15 protein-coding genes are annotated in these 23,540 nt (G+C 70.0%); 5 read left to right on the top strand and 10 right to left on the bottom strand.

The window, feature by feature from the left end:
- Position 1: 1 nt before the first annotated feature.
- Positions 2–799, bottom strand: coding sequence for a hypothetical protein (locus Aco04nite_RS08360; RefSeq protein ID WP_212996608.1), 798 nt, complete (start codon positions 797–799; stop codon positions 2–4).
- Positions 800–1,001: 202 nt separating this feature from the next.
- Between Aco04nite_RS08360 and Aco04nite_RS08365 the strand changes: the two genes are divergently transcribed.
- Positions 1,002–1,424 carry a hypothetical protein gene (locus Aco04nite_RS08365; RefSeq protein WP_212996609.1) on the top strand — a complete coding sequence of 141 codons (423 nt, stop codon included), beginning with the start codon at positions 1,002–1,004 and terminating at the stop codon, positions 1,422–1,424.
- A 198-nt stretch (positions 1,425–1,622) separates the two neighbouring features.
- On the opposite strand, the gene Aco04nite_RS08370 is transcribed toward Aco04nite_RS08365, so the two are convergent.
- Together Aco04nite_RS08370 and Aco04nite_RS08375 are read right to left on the bottom strand one after the other, a co-directional pair.
- On the bottom strand, positions 1,623–2,531 hold the full coding sequence (locus Aco04nite_RS08370; RefSeq protein WP_212996610.1) for a hypothetical protein: 909 nt from the start codon (positions 2,529–2,531) through the stop codon (positions 1,623–1,625).
- 71 nt (positions 2,532–2,602) lie between these two features.
- Positions 2,603–8,047 carry a DUF6531 domain-containing protein gene (locus tag Aco04nite_RS08375; RefSeq protein WP_212996611.1) on the bottom strand — a complete coding sequence of 1,815 codons (5,445 nt, stop codon included), beginning with the start codon at positions 8,045–8,047 and terminating at the stop codon, positions 2,603–2,605.
- A gap of 194 nt (positions 8,048–8,241) precedes the next feature.
- Between Aco04nite_RS08375 and Aco04nite_RS08380 the strand changes: the two genes are divergently transcribed.
- Complete coding sequence (locus tag Aco04nite_RS08380) at positions 8,242–8,781, top strand: RNA polymerase sigma factor (RefSeq protein ID WP_212996612.1); 540 nt, start codon at positions 8,242–8,244, stop codon at positions 8,779–8,781.
- A gap of 179 nt (positions 8,782–8,960) precedes the next feature.
- On the top strand, positions 8,961–9,671 hold the full coding sequence (locus tag Aco04nite_RS08385) for a LolA-like protein (RefSeq protein WP_212996613.1): 711 nt from the start codon (positions 8,961–8,963) through the stop codon (positions 9,669–9,671).
- Positions 9,672–9,723: 52 nt separating this feature from the next.
- Here Aco04nite_RS08385 and Aco04nite_RS08390 read toward each other — a convergent pair whose 3' ends face one another.
- The 4 genes from Aco04nite_RS08390 to Aco04nite_RS08405 are packed head-to-tail and all read right to left on the bottom strand — an operon-like array spanning position 9,724 to position 19,827.
- The gene (locus tag Aco04nite_RS08390; RefSeq protein WP_212996614.1) at positions 9,724–10,767 is read right to left on the bottom strand and encodes a Dyp-type peroxidase; all 1,044 of its coding nucleotides are present in this window, start codon (positions 10,765–10,767) and stop codon (positions 9,724–9,726) included.
- Positions 10,767–12,011 (bottom strand): S8 family peptidase, encoded by a 1,245-nt coding sequence (locus Aco04nite_RS08395; RefSeq protein ID WP_212996615.1) that lies wholly within the window; start codon positions 12,009–12,011, stop codon positions 10,767–10,769. The genes Aco04nite_RS08390 and Aco04nite_RS08395 overlap by 1 nt, the downstream gene beginning before the upstream one ends.
- Positions 12,012–12,042: 31 nt before the next feature.
- Entirely contained in the window at positions 12,043–12,426 is a 384-nt protein-coding gene (locus Aco04nite_RS08400; RefSeq protein WP_212996616.1) for a hypothetical protein, read from the bottom strand.
- Positions 12,427–12,429: 3 nt separating this feature from the next.
- Positions 12,430–19,827: an RHS repeat-associated core domain-containing protein gene (locus tag Aco04nite_RS08405; protein WP_212996617.1), complete on the bottom strand. Its 7,398-nt coding sequence runs from the start codon at positions 19,825–19,827 to the stop codon at positions 12,430–12,432.
- 234 nt (positions 19,828–20,061) lie between these two features.
- Between Aco04nite_RS08405 and Aco04nite_RS08410 the strand changes: the two genes are divergently transcribed.
- On the top strand, positions 20,062–20,373 hold the full coding sequence (locus Aco04nite_RS08410; RefSeq protein WP_212996618.1) for a hypothetical protein: 312 nt from the start codon (positions 20,062–20,064) through the stop codon (positions 20,371–20,373).
- 39 nt (positions 20,374–20,412) lie between these two features.
- Here Aco04nite_RS08410 and Aco04nite_RS08415 read toward each other — a convergent pair whose 3' ends face one another.
- Together Aco04nite_RS08415 and Aco04nite_RS08420 are read right to left on the bottom strand one after the other, a co-directional pair.
- Complete coding sequence (locus Aco04nite_RS08415; RefSeq protein WP_212996619.1) at positions 20,413–21,222, bottom strand: polysaccharide deacetylase family protein; 810 nt, start codon at positions 21,220–21,222, stop codon at positions 20,413–20,415.
- Positions 21,223–21,338: 116 nt separating this feature from the next.
- Positions 21,339–22,253, bottom strand: a complete 915-nt coding sequence (locus Aco04nite_RS08420) for an SDR family NAD(P)-dependent oxidoreductase (protein ID WP_212996620.1) — start codon at positions 22,251–22,253, stop codon at positions 21,339–21,341.
- A gap of 101 nt (positions 22,254–22,354) precedes the next feature.
- On the opposite strand from Aco04nite_RS08420, the gene Aco04nite_RS08425 reads away from it, so the two are divergent.
- Positions 22,355–23,020, top strand: coding sequence for a TetR/AcrR family transcriptional regulator (locus tag Aco04nite_RS08425; RefSeq protein WP_212996621.1), 666 nt, complete (start codon positions 22,355–22,357; stop codon positions 23,018–23,020).
- A 14-nt stretch (positions 23,021–23,034) separates the two neighbouring features.
- Here the strand turns inward: Aco04nite_RS08425 and Aco04nite_RS08430 are convergent, their stop codons facing one another.
- The gene (locus Aco04nite_RS08430; protein ID WP_244875820.1) at positions 23,035–23,499 is read right to left on the bottom strand and encodes a Uma2 family endonuclease; all 465 of its coding nucleotides are present in this window, start codon (positions 23,497–23,499) and stop codon (positions 23,035–23,037) included.
- Positions 23,500–23,540: the final 41 nt, after the last annotated feature.

The raw sequence follows: 23,540 nt of genomic DNA on the forward strand, positions 1-23,540 counted from the left end.
ATCAGGGCGTCGGGGCGGGGAAGTTGCGCTGCGGGCAGCTCGACGGCGTGGCCGGATCGACCCGGTGCAGCGCGTACGCCGTACCCTGCGTGGGGTTGTGGGTCTCCGGCGCCCGGTCCCCGGTCAGCACCAGCGCGTGCCACCCACTGCGCTGCGCGGTGTAGAGCGTGCACCCGTCGAGCACCTGGGTGTGCTGCCGGGCCGTCGCCGTGGCCCGCCCCTGCGCGAACGTGGCGGGGTTCGCCGGATCGCTGTCCAGCAGGAACAGTGACGCCGCCGCCGTGGTCGTGTTCGCCCAGAACGACTCCCCCGCACCCAGGTAGACGTCCGCGATCGACACGACATCGTGATCGGCGAGGCTGACGAACGCCAGATCGGGATCGCCCGCACCCGTGACCCCGTGGTGGGTGATCGCCGGCAGCGTCACCGTGTCACTCCCGGCGAACTGCTGCACCCAATAGAGACCGGGGGTGTACGCCGTGACCACCGCCGTGTACACATCGAACGGCCGCCGCCCGACGTTGGAATCCACCGCGACGAAATCCGTCCGCCCCGCGCCGTACACACTGGTCGCCACGATGGTGCCCGCATTGTCACGCAGCGCCAGGTCCCAGTCGGCCGTGGCAGCGGGCTGCACCGCGACGACCGACCAGTGCCGGTTGTAGGTGCGGTACGTGTAGTCCTGCGCCGTCCGGGCGATCCGGATCTCCCCGTTCCCGATCCCGGTGCTCGCATGGGCGGCCCCGGGACTCAGCACCAGAGCGACGGCAACGGCGGCGACCATGGCCTTGATACGCATGTGACTCCCAGCTCTTTGCGCATGGGGTTTTCCCTTTTCCGAACGAGGCAATCGGACTGTAAACGATTCCCGCGAGAAAAGCATCGTCAACTTTCCGACGATGAAATACCACGCCTTTCGGACAACCCCTGTCGAATACAATTCTTTCGAATGGACGACGGCGGCGATGTTCGCCCGGGCCCGGACGATAGGATTCACGCTCGTGAGCAACCTTCTCAAGGAGCACGTGCAGAACGTGCTCGAGGCCAACTTCGCCAGCCTCGGTCAGACCCGCCAGCGCATCGAGGAGCTCGAGGCGCAGGGCCACCGCATCATCACGGGCGGCCAGATCGGTGACGACGGCTGGGACATCATCGACTGGCGTACCAGCGAGATCCTCGCCGCGGGCGGCGGTGGCATCGAGGCGTACGAGGCCGCAGCCGCCGAGCTCGACCCGGACGGCAAGTTCGTCCACCACGACCGCATCCTGGAGGACGAGGACCTGACGTACGTGTCGTCGCCCGAGCTGCCGGACGGGCTCGCCAACGCCATCGAGGACTGGGCCCTCGCCGAGGACGCCGAAGAGGTCGCGGAGTTCATCGGCTGGCCGGTCGGCAAGGTGGAGGAGTACCAGGCCGAGATCTGAGGGCGCCGGCCGGATGCGAACCTGGCCCGCTACGACGTCGTGGTGTGGCTGAGCACCACCGGCGACGTCCTGGCCGAGGTCGACGAACGCACCTACGACCCACGCGGCTACAGCGAGCCCGCCGGTTCCCCGGGTATGGGCCGCCGGCGTCACCCGTTTCCCGTGCGGCCGCGAGGACTAGGCCGGGACTAGGCCGTATCAGAAGACGCGCGGGACGGGGTCGCCCGGGGGGACCTGGCGAAACGCGGTGCCCGGGTCGCGCACGATCCGGAGCGGGTAGCCCTGATAGGACAGGTACGCCCGGTCGAGCAGCACCGGCGTGAGCAGTTTCTTCATCGCGGCGAGGCGGTCGTCGGTGAAGGCGGTGATCGGGCCCGGGTCGCGGACGAGCACGCCGTCGCCGGCGGGAACGACCGTCATGCCGGCGCTCTCGGCCCGGTGCGGGAATTCGCCACCGTACGCGGCCAGGTGTCCCGGGGTCAGCAGGTTCGCCCAGAAGTAGCCGCGGACGTGTTCGGTGGCGGCGGGCAGCATGAGCGTGTCGGGAGCCGAGTACCAGCGTTCCCAGGCTGTGCGGTCGAGGCCGCTCCGGTCGTACGTGATGCCCGCGGTGGTGAGGGACCACTCGTGCCGGCGGCGGAGCACGAGCTGGAGCAACCGCTCGGCCATGGGGTCGGGGCCGTCAGGCCAGGGGTTGTCCTCGCCGGCGATCGAGAGGCCGAGGCTCGCGGCGGGGTCGCCGGGCAGCGCCACGAGCGAGAGGATCAGCCGCCGCCCCATGTCGTCCGCCAGCGATACCTGGAGCATTTCGACCTGTCCGGCGCGCAGAGCGGCCCGGGTGCGGTCGTCGGGTCCGCCCTCGGCGCCCGCGGGAGCCTCGCCGGCCGACGCCCAGGAGGTGGCCACCGGATCGAAGCCGGGAACCAGGGCCCGCAGATCGGCGACAAGGGTGTCGAGCTGCTCGGCGAGGGCGGGCTGGGTGAGCGTGGAGGCCAGGTAGACGGCCAGGTCCTCGGGGGGCGCGGGGGCCCGGCCGGGCTCGTTGACGAAGTAGTGCACCGCGTCGAACTCGGCCTGCGGCATCTCCTGCCGCTGATCGTCTCGCATCGTCACCTCGCGAAGGGGGTCGCGCGACCCGGAACGATTCCGGGTCGCGCGACCGATGGATACCAGGGTTATCAGGCGGTGGCCCAGGCCCACAAGCCGCCGACGACCGCCACCGCGGCGGCGGCGACCGCTTCCACGGGGAGCAGGACGATGGCCAGTGCCACGACGGCGACCACCGCGACCGCCACCAGCACGCCCACGACGACGTCGCTGACGACCGGGGAGTCGACGGGTTGCTGGGTGGGCTGGTCACCCGGCCGGGTGGTCGGGGCGGTGGTGGGTTGCCGGCCCGGTTGCTGCGTGGGTTGCTGGGTCGGCTGGCCGGTCGTGCGAGGGGCCGGCACCCGCGGCGGTTTGACCCGCCAGTAGTAGATGATCCCCTCGGCGTTGGACGCGGCGGCCGGGCGTTTGCCCTTGGCCGCCCAGCCGAACCAGTTGGGTCGGGAGAAGATGGTCAAGATCCCGTCGGCATCGGTACGGCTGGCCGGCACGATGTCCGGGCCCTTCTGCACGTTCGGGAACCGGGGCCCGACGAGCGACCGGATGTAGCGGTTGACCTGGGCGACGTTCTCCGCCTCGCGGATCGGCCGGCGTCCCGGTGCACCGGAGGAGAGCTGGTCGGCGGCGTGCTTGACCTCCCACACCAGGGTGGTGGCGCCGAACCGGGCGATGATGTCCGGTTCGCTCATGAGGGGTTCGCCGGTCAGCGGTGCCACCGTGGGTACGCGGATCAGTCCCGTGACGCCCTGCAGCGACATCCGCCCGGGCACGTCCCCGCCGTAGACGTTCCACCGCCCGTAGCGCGCGTCGAGTTGCTCCAGGGCCAGCGCCTCGGCGGCGTCGTGATCGGCGTTGGTGTAGGCGCCGGACGGGTCGGTGAAGACCGTGGTCCGGCCGTCCACATAGCCGTACGTGCTGACCGCCGCCGCGCGCAGCGGCTGGGCGACCGGGTCCGGGCTGCCGAAACGGCCGGTGCCGGGGTCGTAGGCGCGGGCCGGGAACGAGTACTGGTTGCCCAGGGCCCCGTCCTGGTAGGCGCCGGTGAACTTCTTCGGGTTGTCGGAGCCGGGTGCGGTCACGCTCGCCGCGGTGCCGTTGGTGCGGGCGTTGCCGTACGGGTCGTAGTCGTACGCGGCGAGGGTGTCCCCGGTGCCGGAGACGACGTCGGCGACGCCGCCCAGCCAGTCCAGGGCGTACGAGTCGGTCTCGCCCTCTTTCAGCAGGCCGAGCGGGGTCTCCCCCGGACCGGCGACGAAACCGCGGGTGGTGCTGTCGGTGCCCTTGCTGAGGGTGTCCAGCGCGAGCTGTGGCACGGTGTTGTTGATGTCGTAGCGCCACGTGCGGCTCTGCACGTCGGTGCCGGTGCCGGAGACCGCACTGAGCTGCAGCCCCTGGCCGTCGTAGCTGAAGTCGGCCTTCCGCCCGCCGACCGTCGCCGACGCCATGGTGTGGTCCAGGTTGTACGTGAACCGGTTGTCACCGGCCTTGATCAGGTTGCCCTGCTCGTCGTAGTCGTACTTGACGGTGCGCGCGTCGCCGCCGCTGGCAGCCCCGGCGACGCCGCTGGTGGTGGCCTCGACGAGCTGGTCGCCCTTGTCGTAGTCGTATGTGGTGGTGCCGGAGCCGGCGGTCCCGGTCAGGCGTTGCGACAGCCGGTTGCCGACGGCGTCGTACTTGTAGGTGACGGCGTTCGCGGGCGTGCCGGCGCAGGTCTCGACGCCGTAGCAGGCGGCGGTGACCCGGTTCGACGGGTCGTAGCTGTAGCCGACGGCCTGCGACGTGGCGCCGCGGGTGGTGGTGACGGTGGTGGGGTTCCCGGCCGCGTCGCGCACCATCCGGTAGCGGGCCAGGACGTCGTCGCCGCTGGTGGTGCTGAGGTCGGTGAGCCGCCCGCCCCGGTCGTAGCCGCGGGTGGTCTCCGCGCCGGGCATGGTGGTGCGGGTCAGCCGGCCCGCCGGGTCGTAGCCGAAGGACCAGGTGGTGCCGGTGGTGCCGGCCGATCCGCCGGTTGCCTTGGTCTGAGTGGTACGCCCGGCGGCGTCGAGCGTGTCCGTGATCGTGGTGCCGTCCGGCCAGGTACGCGAGGTGACGTTGCCGTCGCCGTCGTAGCCGTACGTGAAGCTGCCGTCGTCGCGGCTCACCCGGGTCAGCATGCCGTTCGCGTCGTAGGCCATCGTGCGCAGCCCGGACGGGTCGGCCATGCTCGTCATGCGGTTCTCGGCGTCGTAGCCGTAGTGGTAGATCAGCGAGCCGGCGCCCTGGTCCTGCCCGACGTGCCGGTTGAGGGTGTCGAACGTGTTGACCACGCTGCGCGCGGAGTCGTCGCCCTCGCCGGGTGCCGTGTAGCGGACCATGTTGCTCTCGATGTCGTACGCGTACGTGCTCTTGCGGTCGAGGGCGTCCTTGACCGTGGACACCCTTCCGAGTACGTCGTACGTGTACTCGCCGCTGTGCCCGTTCGGGTCGGTGCGCTTGACGACGTGGCCGGCCTTGTCGTACTCGTACTTCGTGGTCGGTTTGGCGGCGCCGGGCGCGACGACCCTGGTGGCCCGGTTCGCGTCGTCGTAGCCGTAGGTGGTGGCGTTGCCGAGCCGGTCGGTGTTGCGGACGACCTGGTTGAGTGCGTCGTAGCCGAAGCTCATGCGCGCGCCGAGCGCGTCGGTGACCGCGGTGATGTTGCCGACGGCGTCGTACGTGTACCTGGTGGTGAAGTCGGCGGGGTCGGCGCCGGCGACGTTGCCCCGGGCCTCGACGGCGGTGGCGACGCGGTTGTCGTCGTCGTAGGTCCAGGTGGTCTTCCCGCCGGTCGCGGAGATCCGGGCGACGGGGTTGCCGGCATCGTCGTACTCCGTGCGCAGGGTGCCGCCGGCCGGGGCGGTGACGGCGCTGGGCCGGCCGTCCGCGTCGTAGTCGACCGTGGTCTCGTCGCCGAGCGGGTCGATGCTGGAGACCACCTGGTGGTTGTTGTCGTAGCGGGTCCGGGTGACCTTGCCGAACGCGTCGGTGCCGGTGACGGCCCGGTTCAGCTCGTCGAAGCCGGTGTCCACGGTCGCGAAACCGCCGCCCGGGTAGGGGCGCTGGGCGCGGACGAGGTTGCTGTTGAAGTCGTAGGTGTAGGTGCTCGTGAACGGAGCGGGGTTCGCGCCCTTGACGTTGCCGCGCGGGGACACCACGGTCGACAGGTTGCCGCGGGTGTCGTACCCGAAGGTGGTCCTGCCGCCTGCGGGGTCGGTGACGGCTGACCTGCGGCCGGCCGCGGTGTAGGCGTAGTCGGTGCGATTGCCGGTCGCGTCGGTCACCGACGCGGTGCGGCCGATGACCTTCAGGTACGCGTACGTGGTCGCGTTGCCCTCCGGGTCCGCCGAGCGGGTCAGCTGGCCGAGGTCGTCGTAGTCGGTGATCCAGGGGTCTTCCTTGCCCGGGTCGAACGACTTGCGGAGCCGGTCGAGCGCGTCGTAGACGTAGCGGGTGGTGTAGGCGTCCGGGTTCGCGCCGGTTGCCGTGCCGCGCGGGTCGGTTTCGCGGACCGGGCGGCCCGCTGTGTCGTAGGTGTAGGCGGTCCTGGCACCCAGCGGGGTGGTGTGCGCCGTGAGGTTGCCGAACGCGTCGTAGGTCATCGTGGACTTCTTGCCGCGCGGGTCGGCGATCTCGGTGACCAGGCCGCGGTCGTCGACGGTGACCACGGTCGTGTCGCCGCCGAAGCTGGTGATCCGGGTGATCTCGTCGAACGCGTTGTAGCCGAACGTCGAGGTGTTGCCGAGCCCGTCGGTGTGCGTGGTCAGGTTGTTGTGCGGGTCGAAGGTGTTGCTGACCGTGTAGTTGAACGGTTCCGGCGCGGTCATCGTGGTCATGTTCCCGGCGGTGTCGAACCCGGCGGCGAGCTGGTTGCCCTTCGCGTCGACCAGCAGCGTCGGGTCGACCTGGGCGTTGTAGCGCTGGTTGGTGGTGTCGCCGTTGCCGTTCTGGCTGTAGACGAGCACGTTGCCGCGGTAGCCGTCGAAGAAGTTGACGCCGTCGGCGTCGGTGGTGCGGGCCTCCTGTTTCGTGGCGTCCCACGCGAACGTGGTGACCTTGCCGAGCGCGTCGGTCTGGGCGGTGACCCGGGCGCCGGTGTAGGTGGTGGTCACCTGGACCCGGTCGTCGGGGTCGGTCACCTTGGTCAGCAGCCGGCCGGTGTAGGCGTACTTCCAGGTGGCACCCTCGGCGTCGGTAGCCGCGGTGAGCAGCCCGTCGGTGTAGGCGTACTTCACCGAGCGGCCGTCCGGCAGGGTGATCTTGCGGATCAGCCCGTCGGTGCCGAGGTCCGCGGTCACGACCCGGCCGGACGCGTCGGTGATCTTCCAGGCGGTCGCGGTGTAGGCCAGGCTCGCGCCGAGACCGCGGGAGTTGCGGACGGAGGTGAGCCGGCCCGACGCGTCGAACGCGTACGTCGCCTGGTCCGGGGTCACCAGCTTCCAGCCGGTGCCGTCGGCGCTGAGGTTGGTGCGCACGCCGGGTGGGCGGCGGAACGAGCCGTCGTCGTTGCGCTGATAGGTGACCTGGGCTCCGTCGTCGGCGCGTACGGTCACCGCGCTCTGGTCACCGGCCGGTGGGATCACGCGGACGTCGTACGACCAGGCCCAGCCGAGCCCGAGCGACCCGGCGCTCGTATTGGTCGAGGCGTAGCGCCGCGTCGCCTGGAACGGCACCGCGAACCCGGCCATCCGCAGGTCCGTGGAGCTGAACGTGAACGCGCCGGTGCCGGTGTTGACGCCCCCGCCGCGAACGGCCTGCCCGACCGTGGTCGGCGCGAACACGTTCCCGCAGGCGCACCCGGCGGCCTGTGCAGCCGGCAGCGCCGGCGGTTCGGCCGTGGTGCGCGCCTTACCCGTGGTCGACGCGGCCGACACCAGCTCGGTGCCGTCCTCGAGGGTCACGCTGATGGTGGCGAAGTAGTCGTGGTCACCGGTCAGCACCCAGCCGTCGAGGGTGCCGAAGGTCCGGCAGAACGTCCGCGGGGTGCCGCACCGGGTGAGGTCGCCCGCGGCGATCGGCACCGACTCCTGCGCGGCACCGGTCTCCGGGTCGTAGACAGTGGCCTTCCACGTCTGCCAGTCCCCGGTGCCGGGCGCGGCGACGTCGAAGTAGAGCACGACGGACGTGTCGGCCATCGCGAAACCGGGGCGCAGCAACAGGTTCTGGGCCGCGGCCGGCTCGGCGGCGACCTTCGGACTCCGGAGCTGCTGCACCTGGGCCTTGGTGAGTTGCCGCGGCTTCCCGGCGGTCCTGGCGCCGGGCGGTACGACGGGTGGGCGCTGCCCGGCGGGCAGCCCGTGCTCGGCCCGCGACGAGGCGGGCAGCGAGCGATCGACGGGTCCGGGCCCGGGCGGGGCCTCGGGAGTCTGCTTGACGACCCGCGGTGTCACGGGCGGCGGTTCGGCACCGGCAGGCGGCGCCACCAGGAATTGTGCTGCGGTCATCGCGGCGACCACCGCGGCCAGCCGGACAGATGTCCGCCCGGCGAAAGACATCGACATGAATTCACTCCCCCGAATGAATGAGATGGATGCTGGTCGATGCTTATGCCGTAAAGAGATCCAGATCCACCAACTGTCGGCGACACGCCACAAACTTGCGCGAAACGTCCGCTACCTCCGGGTACCTTCCTTCCGGCGAGATGGGGCCGGTCCCGGACATGTCGGTAGAGATGGTGTCGTCGTCCGGAGGTCGCATGGATGAGGAAGCTTTTCGGGCGTTTTTCGCCGCGAATTTCGGGGACGTGTGGGCGTTCGTACGCCGGCGGGTCGCCACCGATGAGGATGCGGATGACGTCACCGCTGACACCTTTGCCGTGGCGTGGCGGCGCCGGGACGATCTTCCCGCCGGAGCCGAGCGGATGTGGCTCTTCCGGACGGGCTACCACGTGCTCGCGAATTTCCGGCGCGGCGCCGAGCGGCGACGCCAATTGCATTTGAGAATTGTGTCCGTCGATCCTCCGGAAGTGGGGTACGAGGCCGTCGCCGACGCGGACCGGGAGTTGTGGTCCGCCCTGGCAGCCGTGTCCAGCAGTGACCGTGAGCTGCTGCTGATGCAGGCGTGGGACGGCCTGGAGGTCGCCGACATCGCCGCGGTCCTGCAGGTGAGTGCGCCGACCGTGTCGTCACGGTTGTACAAGGCCCGGGATCGGTTGCGGCGGGAACTCGATCGGCGAGATCGGCAGGGCCGCGGAAATGTACCGGGTGGGTCCCACGGAAAAGGGAGTACACGCTGATGAACGGCGAAGAAGAAATTGAGCGCCTCCGTCGGCTGAATCCCGTTGTCCGCAGCGCGCCGCCGGCGCCGGGATCAACGCGCTTCAATGCCATCCTGGAGAGATCCATGTCGCAGACCAGCACCCTGAATCGTCTCGCCGACCCGGCGCCGCCGCGCCGGCGCACAAGGTGGACCGTGGTGGCAGGTATCGCCACCGCGAGCGTCGCTGCGGCAGTGGTCGCCGCCGTGTCGCTCGCGGGTGGTCCCGGCCAGCGATCGGCGCCCGGCACGGGACCGGTCGATGCCGGATCGGTGCTGCTGGCCGCCGCCGAGCGTACCGAGCAGGTTTCGTCATTGCGGTTCAGCCAGCCGCCGCAGGGCGGTGCTGCCTTCAGCGCCGAGGGTGAGGTCAGAGGAGCGAACTCGCGCATCGTCAGCAAGGGCGAGGGCGTGACGGAGACGACCGTCGTCATCGGCAGCGACCGCTATGTCACCTCAGCGGACGGCACGACCAGGAAGGAGACCATTCCCGATGACCAGAAGCTCGCCCCGTTCGCCCGGGCCGCGGGTGACCTGACCCGGGCCGCGTCGCAGGACCGCAACGTCGCCGTGGTCGGCACCGAGGACGTACGCGGAGTGAAGACCACCCACTACCGGCTGACCCTGCCGGCCAGGACGAGCGCCGCGGATCCCGCCTCCCCGGTGACGGAACTGCCCGCGACCGAGCTGGCCTGGTTCGAGCTCGAGGGTGTCGATTCCTACAGCGCTCCGGTGCAGGTCGACATCTGGGTGGCCGACAACCTCGTACGCCGGATCAGCGGCACGGTGCAGAACCAGGACCCGCTCACCACCGTCGAGTTCTACGACTTCAACGCACCGATCAGCATCACCGCACCCGCCGGCAGGTGACTGTGGCGCTGCGCAGTGCCCGTCCGCTGCACGGGCACCGCGCAGCGGACGGTCAGGTGACGGGCGGGAAAGGGTCACCCGCGGGTGGGGTGAAGAAGTAGCCTCCACCGAACGGCAGCAGGTATTTCTCCATGGCTTCGCCGGCCAGACGGTGCTGGGTTGCGGCGAACCCCTTCTCCGGGTCCCGCTGGTAGCAGACGAAGATCTGACCGGCGTCGCCAGTGCCGGGCGGGCCGCCGCCGGTGTAGGACCAGCCTCGCCGCAGGATGCGATTCGCCTGCGAGTCGGCGGTACGCGGGTTGGCGCGGCGGATGTGGGCGTCCAGGGCGATCGTCACGCCATCGGGGTCGGCGGTGTAGTCGGGTGTGTCCTGCTCCCGCTCCCCGCCGAGGGGCGCGCCGTTGTCCCGGTGCCGGCCGATGATCCGTTCCTGCGCGGCGACCGGCTCGGACTCCCAGCTCGGCATGGCCATACCGATCAGACGGACAACCTGGTAGGTGCCGCCGCCGGGCTCCCAGATCAGGTCGTCCATGAGTTCCCGGTCGGCGGGGTCGGGGTTGCCCGCCCCCTCCCGGAACCCGAAATGGTTACGGGCGGTGGCCGCGTGCCGGCCGGCGATCCGCCATCGGACGGTGAGGCCCGCAACCCCCGCGGGCGTGGTGATCGGGTTCTCCGACTGGATCTGGACCAGCAGGTCGCCGTGAGACCAGGCCTGGTCGAGGACGTCCGCGGTGAACGCCGGCATCGAGGTGAGCAGTGGTGGGTGTGGCAGTCCGAACCGTGTGCCGAACAGGGAGAGTCCCCAGCTGACGGTGACCGTGTGACCGCGCTGCGGGGCCGTGACGGCGCGCAGGACCGCCGTCAGGCCGTCCCTGCCGGTGACGGTGACGTCATAGGCGGTCAGCAATGTGTACGCCAGCGGCGGTGACACGATGCCGGGCTGGTGCGTCGCAGTACCCGCACGGGGTTCCACCGCCGGAGAGCCTCCGGTCACCGGGCCACCACCGGACGCCGAGTGGCCGCAGCCGGTCGCCAGACCCACGCCGCCGGAGGTCGCCGCCAGCAGCAGCGACCTCCGGCCCACCGAAGCTGTCATCAGTGGGAGGCGAACGGCTCGGCAGGTGCCGGGTACAGGTCCGGCCCCGTATAGAGCAGCCGGTTGGGCGAGGTGTCGGTGCTCGCGAGCTTGAGCGCCCCGACCGTCGCCGACCCGACCACGGTCTGGGTCACCTGGGCGGGTGTCGCGGCCGGGTTCTCGCCGAGCACCAGCGCGGCGACCCCCGCCACGTGTGGAGATGCCATCGAGGTGCCGCGCAGCACCCGGCTGGCGCTGTCGGTCACATTGCTGGCCGAGCGAATGTTCTCGCCGGGCGCGAACACGTCGACGCACGTGCCGTAGTTGGATCCGGGGTCGGTGCCACCCCAGTTGCGGGCCCGCTCGTCGAGGCCGTTGCTGGCCCCGACCGTGATGGCGGCCGGGGCGGATGCCGGGCTGTAGTTGCACGCGTCGCGGTCGTTGTTGCCGCCTGCCACCACATAGGTGATACCGGAGGCGATCGACGCGGTTACGGCGTCGTTCAATACCGGCGAGATGGTGCTGCCGAGGCTCATGTTCGCCACGGCAGGTTTCCTCGCGTTCTGCGTGACCCAGTCGATGCCGGCCAGGATGTTGCTCATCGGGCCCGGCCCCTCGCAGCTCAGTACACGCACCGACACGAGGCTGACGGCGGGGGCGATGCCGTAGGTGGCGCCGCCGACAGTGCCGGCCACGTGCGTACCGTGGCCGTCGGTGTTGCAGTCCTGGCCGTTCCAGCCGTCGTTGTAGGCGTCGAAACCGACGGTGGCTCGGCCGCCGAACTCCCGGTGGGTGGTCCGGATGCCCGAGTCGAGGATGTACGCCGTCACGCCGGCGCCCGCCGTCGTGGGATAGGTGTACTCGTCGTCGAGCACCGCTGTGCGCTGGTCGACCCGGTCGAGGTTCCAGAGCGGGTACGGGCGGGTGCCCACGGGCCATACCAGGGTGTCCGCCTCGACACGCGCGACGCGGGGGTCGGCGGCGAGGCGGCGGGCCTCGGCCGCGGTGGCGGTGACCGAGAAACCGTTCAAGGCCTTCCGGTACGTGTGCCGCACCGTGCCGCCGTACTGGGCGGCCAGTCCCGACGATGACAGCGACGTCGTCGTCTTGAGGGACACGATGTAGCTGCCTTGGACCACCTCTGCTCCCGGCGGCACCGCCACCGGGCCTTGCGGTGGCGCGGCGGCCGCCGGGCCGCCGAACGCCATCGGTGCCGCGACGGCCACCGCCGCCAGCGGGACCACCCATCGGCCGAACACCTTCATCGCTGTTCCTCCCCCGTGATGTCGTGCCGCCCTACAGCGGCGGCACCAGGATTTCGACGGTCTTCGGGTACGCCGCGTCGTCCACGACGACCCGCACGTGGCACGGGCCGTCGTCGAGCCCCACCACGATGGCGTTCTCGGCGCCGACGTCGCGGACCCGCAGCCGCCCGTAGCTGAGGTTGATCTCGCCCTCGAACACGGTCACCGGCAGCGTGGTCTCCCCGTCGGATCCGATGACCGATGCGGCGACCAAACCGTCGGCGTCGCTCTGAACCTTGACGAGCAGCACATCCCCGGTGGCGGTCACCGGCGCTTCACCGACGTCGAGCATGCCCTCGAACGCGGTGTCGGCGTCCTCCACGATGAGCAGCCCGTTCGATGCCAGGATCTGCATCGAAGCCATCAAATCTCTCATGTCTCACCTCAACGGAACGATCAGGCCGGACGGACGCATGACCAGCGGAACCCCGGTGTTCGCGGGCAGGTGGCCGACCAGTCCGCCCTGGCGGCTGGAGCAGGCGGCACAGTGCGGGTAGAGCCGCTGCGGCGTGCCGCGCAGGATGAACTTGGAGACCGGCTGGTGGTCCAGGATCCAGGTGTCCCACTGGCCGCCCGCGGACGACGTGCCGCAGCTGTGGCACCCGAAATAGTCACCGATCCGTTGGACCTGCGCGCGTTCGGAGGCGTTGAAGTTGCGCGACTGGTTCCGGGCGGGGATGGATTCTACCGCGTACGGCCCCGGCTGGAAGAGGTCGCACACCGGGGTGACGTACGGGACGCTGCTGTTGTGGACCAGCAGGTCCTGACCACCGGCCCGCACGAAATACGTGTGCAGCCCGTCGACCGTGAGGTTGTGCACCCGCTGGACGGCGTTGCGATGTCCGACGGCCGTGATCTGGACCCAGGAGCCCGATCCCGTCCGCAGCAGGTCGCCGGTCTTCAGATCGCTCGCAGTTTTCCACTCACCGACCGGCTCGGCGGGCCCGGGCTCAGCGACCCAGAACGGGTGGCCGTCGGTGGCGGTGACGCTACCGCCGCCGTCGACGGTAATGTCGACCAGCTTCTTGTCGCCCTCACCGGTGATCAGCCCGGCGACCGGGCGGCTTTCGACGGTGCCCGTCTCGGTGTTGCCGGCGCGTACGAGGTCGCCGATCTTCACGTCGGCGATCCGCTTGTGCGACCCGCCGTCCATGGCGATCTCGGTGTCCGGCGTGAAGCTGTTCGGACCGCCGCAGCCCGACGCCGGGTTGGACGAGGTCGGTTTGGTGCCCTCTGGGTCACGCAACGCAGTCGGCTGGTTGAACACGTACGCGTACGGGTTCGCATCCCCCGAGTTGACGCCCAGCGGGTCCTCGCTGATGAACCGCTGGAGTACGGGGCTGTAGTAGCGGGCCCGGTAGTAGAGCAGCCCGCTCCCGTCGTCCTCGCGTCCGGTGAACTTGTAGGGGTTGGGGTTCGTGTCGTCGCCGGTCGCGGTGACGTTGCCGAACGGGCCGTAGGTGTAGGCGGCGCCGGCGCCGGCCGTGTCGACCAGGCCCAGGGTGCTGCCGACGGCGTCGGTCAGGTAGCGCCGGGTGACCCCGCCGGATTCGCGCAACTGCCAGTTGTCGACGCCGGCGTTGGTCATCGTGGCGGTGACCGCGCCGCCCGCCTTCTCCTGTACCGGGTTGGCGCCGTCGTAGAGATAGCCGGTGGTGACGCCGCCGGCCGTGCGCTGGGTGCGCCGGCCGTCGGCGGAGTAGCCGAACGTCGCGGAGTATCCGCTGCGGGATATCCCGGTCAGCTCGCCGCGGGAGTTCCACGTGTAGGTGTTGGTGCCGTCCGAGGTGAGGTTGCCGTCGTCGTCCCAGTCGACGTCCTGCCCGGCCACCGTCTCGATCCGGTTGGCCGCGTCGTAGGTGGCGGGGCCGAACGCGGCGGGCAGGTCGGTGCGTGAATAGGTGCCCGTGGTGCGGATGGGCAGGCCGCTCAGGTCGTAGGTGTAGGTGAGGTCGCCGAGCGTCGTGCTGCCCGTCTTGTAGGTGATGGTGGCGACCTGACCGGCGTCGGTGTAGCCGTAGGTCTGGCCCACCCCGGTGCCCGGGGCGCCGGAGCGCTGGGGCCGTCCGGCCGCGTCGGGCGTGATCGTGCTGACGGCGGTGCCGCCCTGCTGGATCTCGGTGAGCACGCCGGCCGCGTCGTAGACGTGTCTGGTCGGGGTACGCCCTGCCAGGGTCATCGTCCGGTCGCGGGTGGTGGTGCCGAACGCGTACGCGACCGTGCCCTGCGGTGACACGTCCGAGACGACCCGGTCGAAGCTGTCGTAGTCCAGCGTCGACACGCCCGCCACCGAGTCCTCGGTGCGCCGCAGCCGGTCCCCGAGGTCGTACGTGTAGGAGATCGTGCTCTCGGTGCCGACCCTGGTCGCGTACCGCCGGTCCAGCTCGTCGTAGTCGTTCTCGGTGACGATCCCGCTGCGGCTCGTCTCCTTCTTCAGGTTGCCGTTCTCGTCGTACTCGAAGGTCTCGGCCTTGCCGGCCGGGTCGGTGATCTTCTCGACGAGGTCCATGACGGTGTAGTCGTTGACCGTCCTGCCGCCGCGCGGGTCGATGACCTCGTGCACGAAGCCGTTCGCGTTGTAGGTGAACGCGGTGGTCCGCCCGAGCGGGTCGGTCACGGATCCGACCTGCCCGCTGGGGTCCCAGACGGTGTCGGTGACGGCGCCGCGGCCGTCGGCGTCGTAGACCGCGCGCCCGATCGGGTCGTACCCGCTGCGGGTGATCCGGCCGGCCGGGTCGGTGACCTTCACCGGGTCGGCACCTGCGTACTCGGTGACGGTGGTCTTGGTCGCCGGGTCGGTTACCGAGGTGACCAGGCCGTTCGCGTCGACGACCTGGACCGTCTTGCGGTTCGCGGGGTCGGTGATGCTCTTGATCGCGCCCCGGGTGTCGAGCTCGTAGATCGTGGCCTTGCCGTAGACGTCGGTGTATTTCGTGAGCTCGCCGTGCGGGCCGGTGCGGTCCCAGATCTCGGAGCGCGCCTGGGTGGTGCCGTCCAGGTAGGTCGCCTGTTTGATCTGGCCGAGGGCGTCGTACGTGTACGCGGTCCGGCGGTCGAGTGCGTCGATGCGCGCCTTCGCCCGTACGCCGGAGTCGTCGTACTCGGTCCGGGTGGTCTGTGCCTTGTCGGTGCCGAAAGCCTTGGTGTCGGTGAGGACGGAGCCCTTGGCGTTGAAGGTGAGTTGCCGGACGTGGCCGCGAGCGTCGGTCATCTTGGTCTCGGTGATGACGTCGTTGGCCGTCACGTACGCGAACGTGGTGATACCGCCGTCGGCCGCCTTCTGCGACTTCACCCGTCCGGCGTCGTCGTACTCGTTGACGAGATAGGTCGTACGCCGCGGATCGGTGATGCTCTTGAGCCGGCCGGCGGTGTCCCAGGCGTACTCGGTGAGGCCGCCCGCCGTGTCGGTCACCGTCCTGAGGTGGCCGGTGGTGTCGTAGGTGTAGGCGACCTTGCGCCCGCTGTTGTCCTCGACCGCGCTGATCCGCGGCGGGTTGCCGGCGTCGTAGCTCAGCTTGACCCAGCGGCCGTTCGGCGAGGTGATCTGGGTGATCGCGCCGTTGAGCCGGACCTTGCCGTCGGTGCCCGGGGCCGCGGTGGCACGGGTGATGGTGGTGGTGTTGCCGAACTTGTCGCGGATCTGCTGGACCGGCGCTTCGTCGCCGAGCACCATCACGGTGCCGTCGCGCATCTTCACGTCCCAGCCGTCACCGTTCCATGCCACGGTCGAGCCGTCGTACGCGGTGGGTGTCGGGTCGGCCGCGAAGATCGCACCGGCGTAGTCCTTGCCGGGCGAGGTGCGGCGGTAGTGGATCTTCGAGCCGTCCGGCTGGATCAGGTCGAACTGCTGGAAGTCGAAGCTGCCGATCACGCCCGGCGACCAGGGGAAGATCCCGTAGTCGAAGTTCATGCCGATGCCGAACGCCCGGGTGTCGGTGTCGCCCTGCTGATAGGTCCGTTTGATCTGGATCGGCATGACGTCCGGGACGGTCAGGTCCACGGACTCGTCGACGAGCAGGCCGGTGGCCGGGTCGACGGGGTCGGCGATGCGGCTGCCGTTGGCGACCGGCGCCTTCAGCGGCGGGTTCATGCCGGGTACGGCGGTCATCGCGCCGGTGAGACGGTAGAACCGCACGTCGGCGTCCGGGACGATCTGCTTCCCGTCGGCCGAGACCTTGCCCATGCCGTACAGGTGCCAGCCCCTGCCGTCCGGGTCGTAGTTCCAGAACTGCGTCCGGGTGCCGGGGGCTTCCCTGGTGTAGTTCGGGTAGATGATCGTGGCGCCCTGCGGGAAGAGCACCGCACCGCCGGGCTGCACGGTGAAGTAGACCGGCACCTTCGTCGGGGGCAGCGGGAACGGCGGCCGGTCGATCGGGATCGGCGTGAGGTTCAGCTCGGTGACGACCTTGCCGTTCGCGTCGCGGATCACCGTGCCCTTCGGGATGCGTACCTCGAGACCGGGGATCGCCTTGGTGGTGAGGACCGTTTCCTTCGTGGTGGGGCTGCGGACCGTGACCGTGCCTGCCGGGTCGAGCTCCGGCAGGAACACCGTGTAGGGCAGCACCATCACCTGGCCGCGGTTCACGTCTACACCGATGTCGAAGGCGCCGTACCTGCCCGCCGTGCCGCCGTCGATCCGCAGTGACCGGTGCCCGGCCGGCACGCCGGACAGGGCGAACCGGCCCTGCGCATCGGTGACGCCCCGACTGGCACCTGTGGAGACCGCAACCTTCGCCAACGGCTTACCGGCCGTGTCGAACACCTTGCCGACGACGCCGGTCACGCCGACCGGGAACTGCAGGGCACGGTCGCGGACCGCACCAGGTCCCTCGTCGGTGGTCCAGCCGGCGCCGCTGAGGTTGCGGGCGTCAGGCATCCATCCGGTGCCCTGCTGACAGGCGTTCGCCTGCGGCACGACCTCGGGGACGGGCTGGGGGTCGGTGTCCGGTGCCCGCGACGTGGGGGCGTACTTCATCTCGGGGTCGGTGTCGCAGACCGGTGTGCGCGGACCGGCCGGCTCATCGAGCTCGTCGGCCTGCTTCGACGCCTTCCCGGCGACGGTCGGCGTGGTGCGGTTCAGGATCCGCACATCGACCTCGCCGGTGGCTCCCTGCGGCGGGTCGAGTACCAGCGTGTGCGTACCGGTCGTGGTCAGCGTCGGCAGGATGTCGCGGATGCGGGTCGGGTACCAGTGGTTGGCGAGCACCCGGCCGTCGGGCCCGATCAGTGTGTAGTAGAAGGCGGTGCCGCTGGTGAGTGCCAGCCGGTCCATCATCACGTCGAGCCGCGCGTTGGCGACGCCGGCGAACGTCAGCCGGGCGTTCTGCGCCGGACGGGTGAACGCGATCGTCTTCGTCGCGCCGTCGATCGGGAACTCGCCCGCGTCGTACTCGGTGTTGAGGTAGAGCGTGAGGTTGCCGGTGTCGCGGTTGGGCGTGGTCAGCTCGATGCGGTGCTCACCGGCCACGGTGAGCGCGGGGATGTCGTACCCCCACAGCGTGTCCATGATGTAGCTGGCGAACAGCGTGCCATCGGGCTTGTAGACCCGCGCGGTGAGGTTGGGCATCGTCGACGTGGTGCCGAGGCTCAGCCGCTGGCCGACCGCGCCGGTGAACTTGAGGACGACCTTCTGACCGGGCAGGGTGATGTTCGCCGGGAGTGCCTTGTCGAAGGCGACCGGGCCCAGGTCGACGGGCTCGGCGGCATAGATGTTGATCTTGCCGGTGCCGGCGCCCTCCGGGTCGACCTGCAGGCGGTAGCGGCCGGTGTCGGGCAGGGACGCCACGTCGAAGTAGCGTCCCGAACCGAGGCTGACCTGGTTGCCGTTGGGGCGGTAGAGCCGCAGCGTCACCGAGCCGGGGATCGAGTTGTCGATCGAGCCCATGGTGATCGGGCGACCGGCTACGCCGTCGAAGTCGAAGTACGCGTCGCGGCCGGCCCGGTCGACGGTGATGGTCTTACGGCTGTTCACCGCGAGCAGCCCACCCTCGAGTGCGGTGGACAGCCACGCCTTCACCGTGCCGACCGACTGCCAGCCGGTGATCAACAGGTAGTGGGTGCCGGTCTTGCGCAGCGTCGGCAGGTTACGAGCCTCGGCGTAGCCGTTGCTGAGCAGTTCGCGCTGGACCTCGTCGGGCTCGACCAGCAGTGCGCCGGGGTACGCCGGGCGGTCGTTCTGCTGAAGCAGGTTCTCCGAGTAGCCGAGCTGGAGGTTCTGCCCGGTGGTGCCCGCGAACGGCAGCCGGACGGACTGCCCGGGCCGCTCGATGCGCATGCTCGCCTCGGCACCGTTGACGCCCAGGGTGGCCCCGTTGATCACCGAGGACAGCCAGACCTTGGCGAAGCCGAGTTCGCTGGGCCCGAAGGTGACGGCCAGCTTGTACGTTCCGGCGGTCTTCGTCTTGTAGACCATCGTCGGGATGTACTGGTCGAGCGCCGCATTCCAGCTCACCGACGTACCGTCCGGCGCGGTTATCTTGACGACGAAATGGTTGTGGATCTCGCTGAGCTCGGTGAGCCCGAGGCTGAGCCACTCGCTCGCCGCCGCGGTGAACGGAAACTCCTTGGTCTGCTGCGCCACCGTGATCTGGAACGGCACACCCGCACCGTTCTTGGTCAGCGTGACCCCGCCGAGGGTGCTCGAGGCGGTCAGCCGCACCGACCCCGCCGCGCCGTCGTTCGGCTTGACGATCATGGCGTAGAGGCCGGTCGCCGGGAACGCGGGGAGGTCCTGGGTGAACGTGCCGCCGGCCCAGACGTCGATCGGGTCGCCCAGCGTGCCGCGAGCGTAGTTGCCACCGAACGGCGTGAACGACCAGAGCGCGGAGCGCACCGGGAGCGTGTTGTTGTCGGTGGTCAGGTTGACCCGCTCGCCGGCCTTGCCCTCGAGCAGCACGAGCGCCGACTTACCGGCCGGGATCGTCGCGGTCACCCCGGCCCGGGCGGCACCGATCGTGCCGGCGTAGACCAGGTCGTTCATCACGAACCCGCGCGGTGCGATCAGGAAGTCGGACGGCGAGGTCGCGGTGCCGCCCGGCGTACGCACGGTGACGCGTCCCGAGCCCGCGGCCGCCGGGATGCGTACCCGCAGACTGGTCTCGGTCGCCGACTCCACCCGCGCGACCGTGCGATGGAACATCACCACGTTGCGCGCCGGTGCGGGGTCGAACCCGGTGCCCGTGACGGTGACGACCTCGTTGCGGTTGCCACTGGCGGCCGAGACGGCGCTGATCACCGGGGCCGGGGCACCACGGCCGAGCTGGAACGGCTTCGGCGAGGTCGCCGTGGTGGTGCCGACCTTGACCTGCACGACCCCGTCGGTGGCCCCGGACGGCACCACGACAGTGAGCCGGTTGACGGTGGCGGCCGATACCGTGGCGGCCACGCCGTCGAAGGTGACCACGTTGGACGCGGCAGTGGCGGAGAACCCGGTCCCCTGGATCTCGACCTTGGCACCGACCGGCCCGCGCGCCGGGACGAGCGCGAAGACCGTGGTGCGTGACGCCGGGACGCGCTCGGTGCCGAGCAGGTTGCCCGCATCGTCGTAGTGGTGGACCGCGACATCGGTGCCGTTGCCGGTGGCGACGAGCTGGCCCGCCGCGTCGTAGAAAAAGTCCCGCGGACCGGCCGCGGCCGGTGCCGCGGCCGGTGCGGCAGCCAGATCGGTCCTGGTCTCCGCCACGGCGGCCGTGGCTGGCGCCACAAAGGTGGTAGCGAGCAGTGCCACGATGGCGATGGACAGGCGTTTGCGCAGCGTGAAGCCCCGCGGGACAAGCATTGATCCCCCCGTAAAAGATCAACGTCTATGGAACCCGGGGCAGCCGGAGATGCCGCCGAGCGCTAGTTGGGGGGACCGTAACGGACGTCGCCCAGTCCTGTCTGCCCCGTTTTTCGATCGAGGCAGATCTATGACCCTCGAACCCCGGCGCGACCTCGGAAAACAAACTTTACATAGAAAATCGTCAGTGGACCGGGCTCACGGCGCGACCGGAGAGCGGCTACGGTGGGCCGCATGCGCCCGGCTCGACGCACCCTTGTCGCGGTCGCCGTCGCCGTCCTGCTGACGGCCGGCGCCGCCCTGTTCACGGTCCACCTCACCGCCGACGACGGCCCCACCAGGGCCGGCGTGATCGCCGCCATCAAACGCGATCCACGGACCGCGGACGTCCCCGACGCGGCCACCGACTGCCTGGCCGACTGGTATCTGACCTACGCCTCGGCCGAACAGATCGACGCTCTCGAGAAATCCAGGCCGGCGCCGCCGGGTGAGCAGTCCGAGGAAGCCTCCACAGCGGTCCTCGAGTGCCTGAAGGAAGCAACCTGACCGGCCCGGCCGTCGGCGCCTCGTCCTGACCGCACGCGCCTACGCCTGCCCCGGCTTGGTGGGGGCCGTGGCGAGCAGCTCCGAGACGGTGACGAACCGGTAGCCCCGCTCTTGCAGTCCGGCGATCATCGCGGGCAGGGCGTCGAGGGCGACCAGCCGGCGCCGGTCGCCCGCGTCGTGCGCGAGGACGATCGAGCCGGGCCGCACCGTGGTCACGAGGTCGCGGGCCTGCCCGGCCGGGTCGCTGAGGTAGTTGCGTTCGTGCATCTGGTGGGACCACAGTGCGATGTCGTAGCCCATCGCGTCGGCGGCCAGTACGGTCGATCCACCCAGGTGCCCGAACGGCGGCCGGAGCAGCGTGGGCTCGCGTCCCACATGGCGCCGGATCGCGTCGTGGGTGCGTTGCAGTTCCCGGCTCGCCGCGGCCAGGTCCAGTGTGGCGAGGTCGGTGTGCGACCAGGAATGGTTGCCCACCTCGTGCCGGTCGAGCCGGCCCCGGACCAGGTCGGCGTGCTCCTCGAGACGGCTGCCGACCATGAAGAACGTGGCCGGGATCCGGGCCACGTCGAGGGCGTCCAGGAACCGCGGCGTGAAATCCGGCAGCGGCCCGTCGTCGAAGGTGAGTGCCACGACCTTCTCGGCGGTCGGCTGGAAGTAGTGGATCTGCACGCCGCCGTGCGTCACCACGCCCAGGTTGTCGGCGGCTGACGCATAGCCTCCCCCGAGCGGGGGCCGGTCCCAGCCACACCAGTGCTTCACCGGCCCGGCGCCGGCCAAGGCGGTGGCCGCCCCGGCCGCGGCGAGCAGAGCGCCACGGAAGACGCCTCGCCGGGTGATCGCAGGTTTCATCGTTCCCCCATGAATAGAACCTGCGCGCAGCATTCTTGATCATGGATGGCACCCGCTTCGGCCCGTGGACTGATTTCGCCCCGGCGCAACCTCTACCGTTCGGCTGAGGGGGCTGGTCACGCTGCGGCGGTGGCCTGGCCGATCGGGAACCGTACGCCGGTCAGGTCCTCCGAGACCGCCCAGAGCCGTTGCTGCACGGTCACGTCGTAGGAGTCGGCGCTGGACGTGACCAGTTTCGGGTGCCCGCGTCCCTCGGCGAGGCCGTCGGGGCCGTAGTACTGCCCGCCGAGGACGGACGGGTCGGTGGCGGCCCGCAGGGTGGGCAGCGCCCCCGCCGCCGCGGGCTGGCTGATCATCGGGGCGAGCAGGGTGACCGGCCCGCGGACCAGCGCCGGGGTGTTGCGGGTCAGTTCGGTGTTGGAGATGCCGGGGTGTGCGGCGACCGCGATGGTGGTGCCGTGCGGGGCGAGCCGGCGCTGCAGCTCGTACGTGAACATCAGGTTGGCGAGTTTCGACTGGCCGTAGGCCGCGGCCCGGCCGTAGGAGTGCTCCCACTGCAGGTCGTCGAAGTGGATGGCGGCGCGGATGCGGTGGCCGGTGCTGCTGACCGTGACCACCCGGGAGTCGGGCACGGGTAGCAGCAGGTCGAGCAGCAACCCGGTGAGCGCGAAGTGGCCGAGGTGGTTGGTGCCGAACTGCATCTCGAAGCCGTCGCGGGTGGTCTGCTTCGGCGTGTACATCACGCCGGCGTTGTTGATCAGCAGGTCGATCCGCGGGTGGGTGGCACGCAGGCCGGCCGCGGCGGCGCGCACCGATTCCAGTGAGGTCAGGTCCAGCTCCTGCACGGAGACGTCGCCGTCGATCCGGGCGGCGGCCTGCTTTCCCTTCGCGGTGTCGCGCACGGCCAGCACCACCGACGCCCCGCGCTCCGCGAGCCGCCGGGCGGTCTCGAAGCCGAGGCCGGTGTTCGCGCCGGTGATCACGGCCACCCGGCCGTCCTGGCGCGGAATCTGCTGCTCGGTCCACTTCATGACAGCTCCCTAAAGTACCGCTGGTAACTTATGCTCCCGACGGTAATGTACCGCCGGTAACAAGTCAAGTGACCGCCGGTACCTAAGCTAGAGTGGAGATCATGACGTTCCAGCGGGCCCGCAGCGAGGAACAGCGCGAGGTCCGGCGCCGGGCGATCCTGGAGACCACCTCGGCAATGCTCGACGAGATGCCGGTGGCCGAGGTGTCCCTCAACGAGCTGAGCCGCCGGGTCGGCCTGGCCAAGACGGCGGTGTTGCGCTATTTCGAGTCCCGCGAGGCGGTGCTGCTCGACCTGCTGGACGACCGGACGACAACCTGGCTGGCCGACCTGGAGCAGGAGCTGGCCCACGGCGTCAGCCCGAGCGGGTCCGCGATGCAACGAGCGGAGCAGACGGCCGACGTACTCAGCGGCTCACTCTCCACCCGCACGGTGCTCTGCGACCTCATCAACGCCCAGGGCGGCGTGCTCGAGCACAACGTCTCGGTCGAGGTGATCCGCCGCCACAAACGAGCCTCACTGGACAACCTCGCCGTCATGGCAGCCCTCGCCCGCAAGCACCTGCCCGAGATCACCGACCACGCCGAGGAGTTCTGCCTGAACGCCCTGATCATGGCGGGCGCCCTGTCCGCCTACACCTCGCCACCACCGAGCCTGCTCGCCGCATACGAAGCCGAACCGGCCCTCGCCGTCCACCAGATCGACCTGCGCACAGCCCTACGCCTCGCGATCATCACATCCCTCATCGGCATGCTGCCGCGCCCCTGATCCCGCCCCGCCGATCAGATCCGGCCGAGATCAATCTCGACAGGAAAGGGCGCGGCCATCTTCACGACGCCAGTGAACGTTTCGCTGTCCCGGTAGCGGCCGGTCGCCGGATCCAGAACGTACGTGTAAACGAGCGGCACCCCCGTGGCAGCCTGCTCGACACGCCAGTAGAACTGAATGCCGGCCCTGGCGTACTGATCGGCCTTCACCACCCGGTCGGTAGTCTCCGAGCCGGGCGAGACTACCTCGACCACCAGTAGAACGTGCTCGGGCCGGGTCGGAGTGACATCGATGGTATCCGCCCGGTAGACCGTCACATCAGGCCGTCGATTGTTCAGCGGCACGTCCTGAAGCCGGACATCGGAGCCGGTGTCAGCGTTCCATCCAGGTCCTGCAGCCACATCCAACGAGTTCGCCAGCAGCCTCCCCAAGCGACTGTGCCGCTTAGCCGCGGACGACACGACCATCTCGACAGTCACAGACACCTCCGGAAGCGCGATCCACGCCTACAGCTCGCGCG

This window comes from Winogradskya consettensis (assembly GCF_018332715.1).
GTDB lineage: Bacteria > Actinomycetota > Actinomycetes > Mycobacteriales > Micromonosporaceae > Actinoplanes > Actinoplanes consettensis.

What these genes read in the sequence shown, in the direction of transcription:
- Aco04nite_RS08395 (WP_212996615.1), bottom strand. Translation starts at nt 12,011, where the DNA reads ATGAAGGTGTTCGGCCGATGGGTGGTCCCGCTGGCGGCGGTGGCCGTC.
- Aco04nite_RS08400 (WP_212996616.1), bottom strand. Translation starts at nt 12,426, where the DNA reads ATGAGAGATTTGATGGCTTCGATGCAGATCCTGGCATCGAACGGGCTG.
- Aco04nite_RS08380 (WP_212996612.1), top strand. Translation starts at nt 8,242, where the DNA reads ATGGATGAGGAAGCTTTTCGGGCGTTTTTCGCCGCGAATTTCGGGGAC.
- Aco04nite_RS08415 (WP_212996619.1), bottom strand. Translation starts at nt 21,222, where the DNA reads ATGAAACCTGCGATCACCCGGCGAGGCGTCTTCCGTGGCGCTCTGCTC.
- Aco04nite_RS08405 (WP_212996617.1), bottom strand. Translation starts at nt 19,827, where the DNA reads ATGCTTGTCCCGCGGGGCTTCACGCTGCGCAAACGCCTGTCCATCGCC.
- Aco04nite_RS08375 (WP_212996611.1), bottom strand. Translation starts at nt 8,047, where the DNA reads ATGTCGATGTCTTTCGCCGGGCGGACATCTGTCCGGCTGGCCGCGGTG.
- Aco04nite_RS08390 (WP_212996614.1), bottom strand. Translation starts at nt 10,767, where the DNA reads ATGACAGCTTCGGTGGGCCGGAGGTCGCTGCTGCTGGCGGCGACCTCC.
- Aco04nite_RS08425 (WP_212996621.1), top strand. Translation starts at nt 22,355, where the DNA reads ATGACGTTCCAGCGGGCCCGCAGCGAGGAACAGCGCGAGGTCCGGCGC.
- Aco04nite_RS08420 (WP_212996620.1), bottom strand. Translation starts at nt 22,253, where the DNA reads ATGAAGTGGACCGAGCAGCAGATTCCGCGCCAGGACGGCCGGGTGGCC.
- Aco04nite_RS08370 (WP_212996610.1), bottom strand. Translation starts at nt 2,531, where the DNA reads ATGCGAGACGATCAGCGGCAGGAGATGCCGCAGGCCGAGTTCGACGCG.
- Aco04nite_RS08410 (WP_212996618.1), top strand. Translation starts at nt 20,062, where the DNA reads ATGCGCCCGGCTCGACGCACCCTTGTCGCGGTCGCCGTCGCCGTCCTG.
- Aco04nite_RS08360 (WP_212996608.1), bottom strand. Translation starts at nt 799, where the DNA reads ATGCGTATCAAGGCCATGGTCGCCGCCGTTGCCGTCGCTCTGGTGCTG.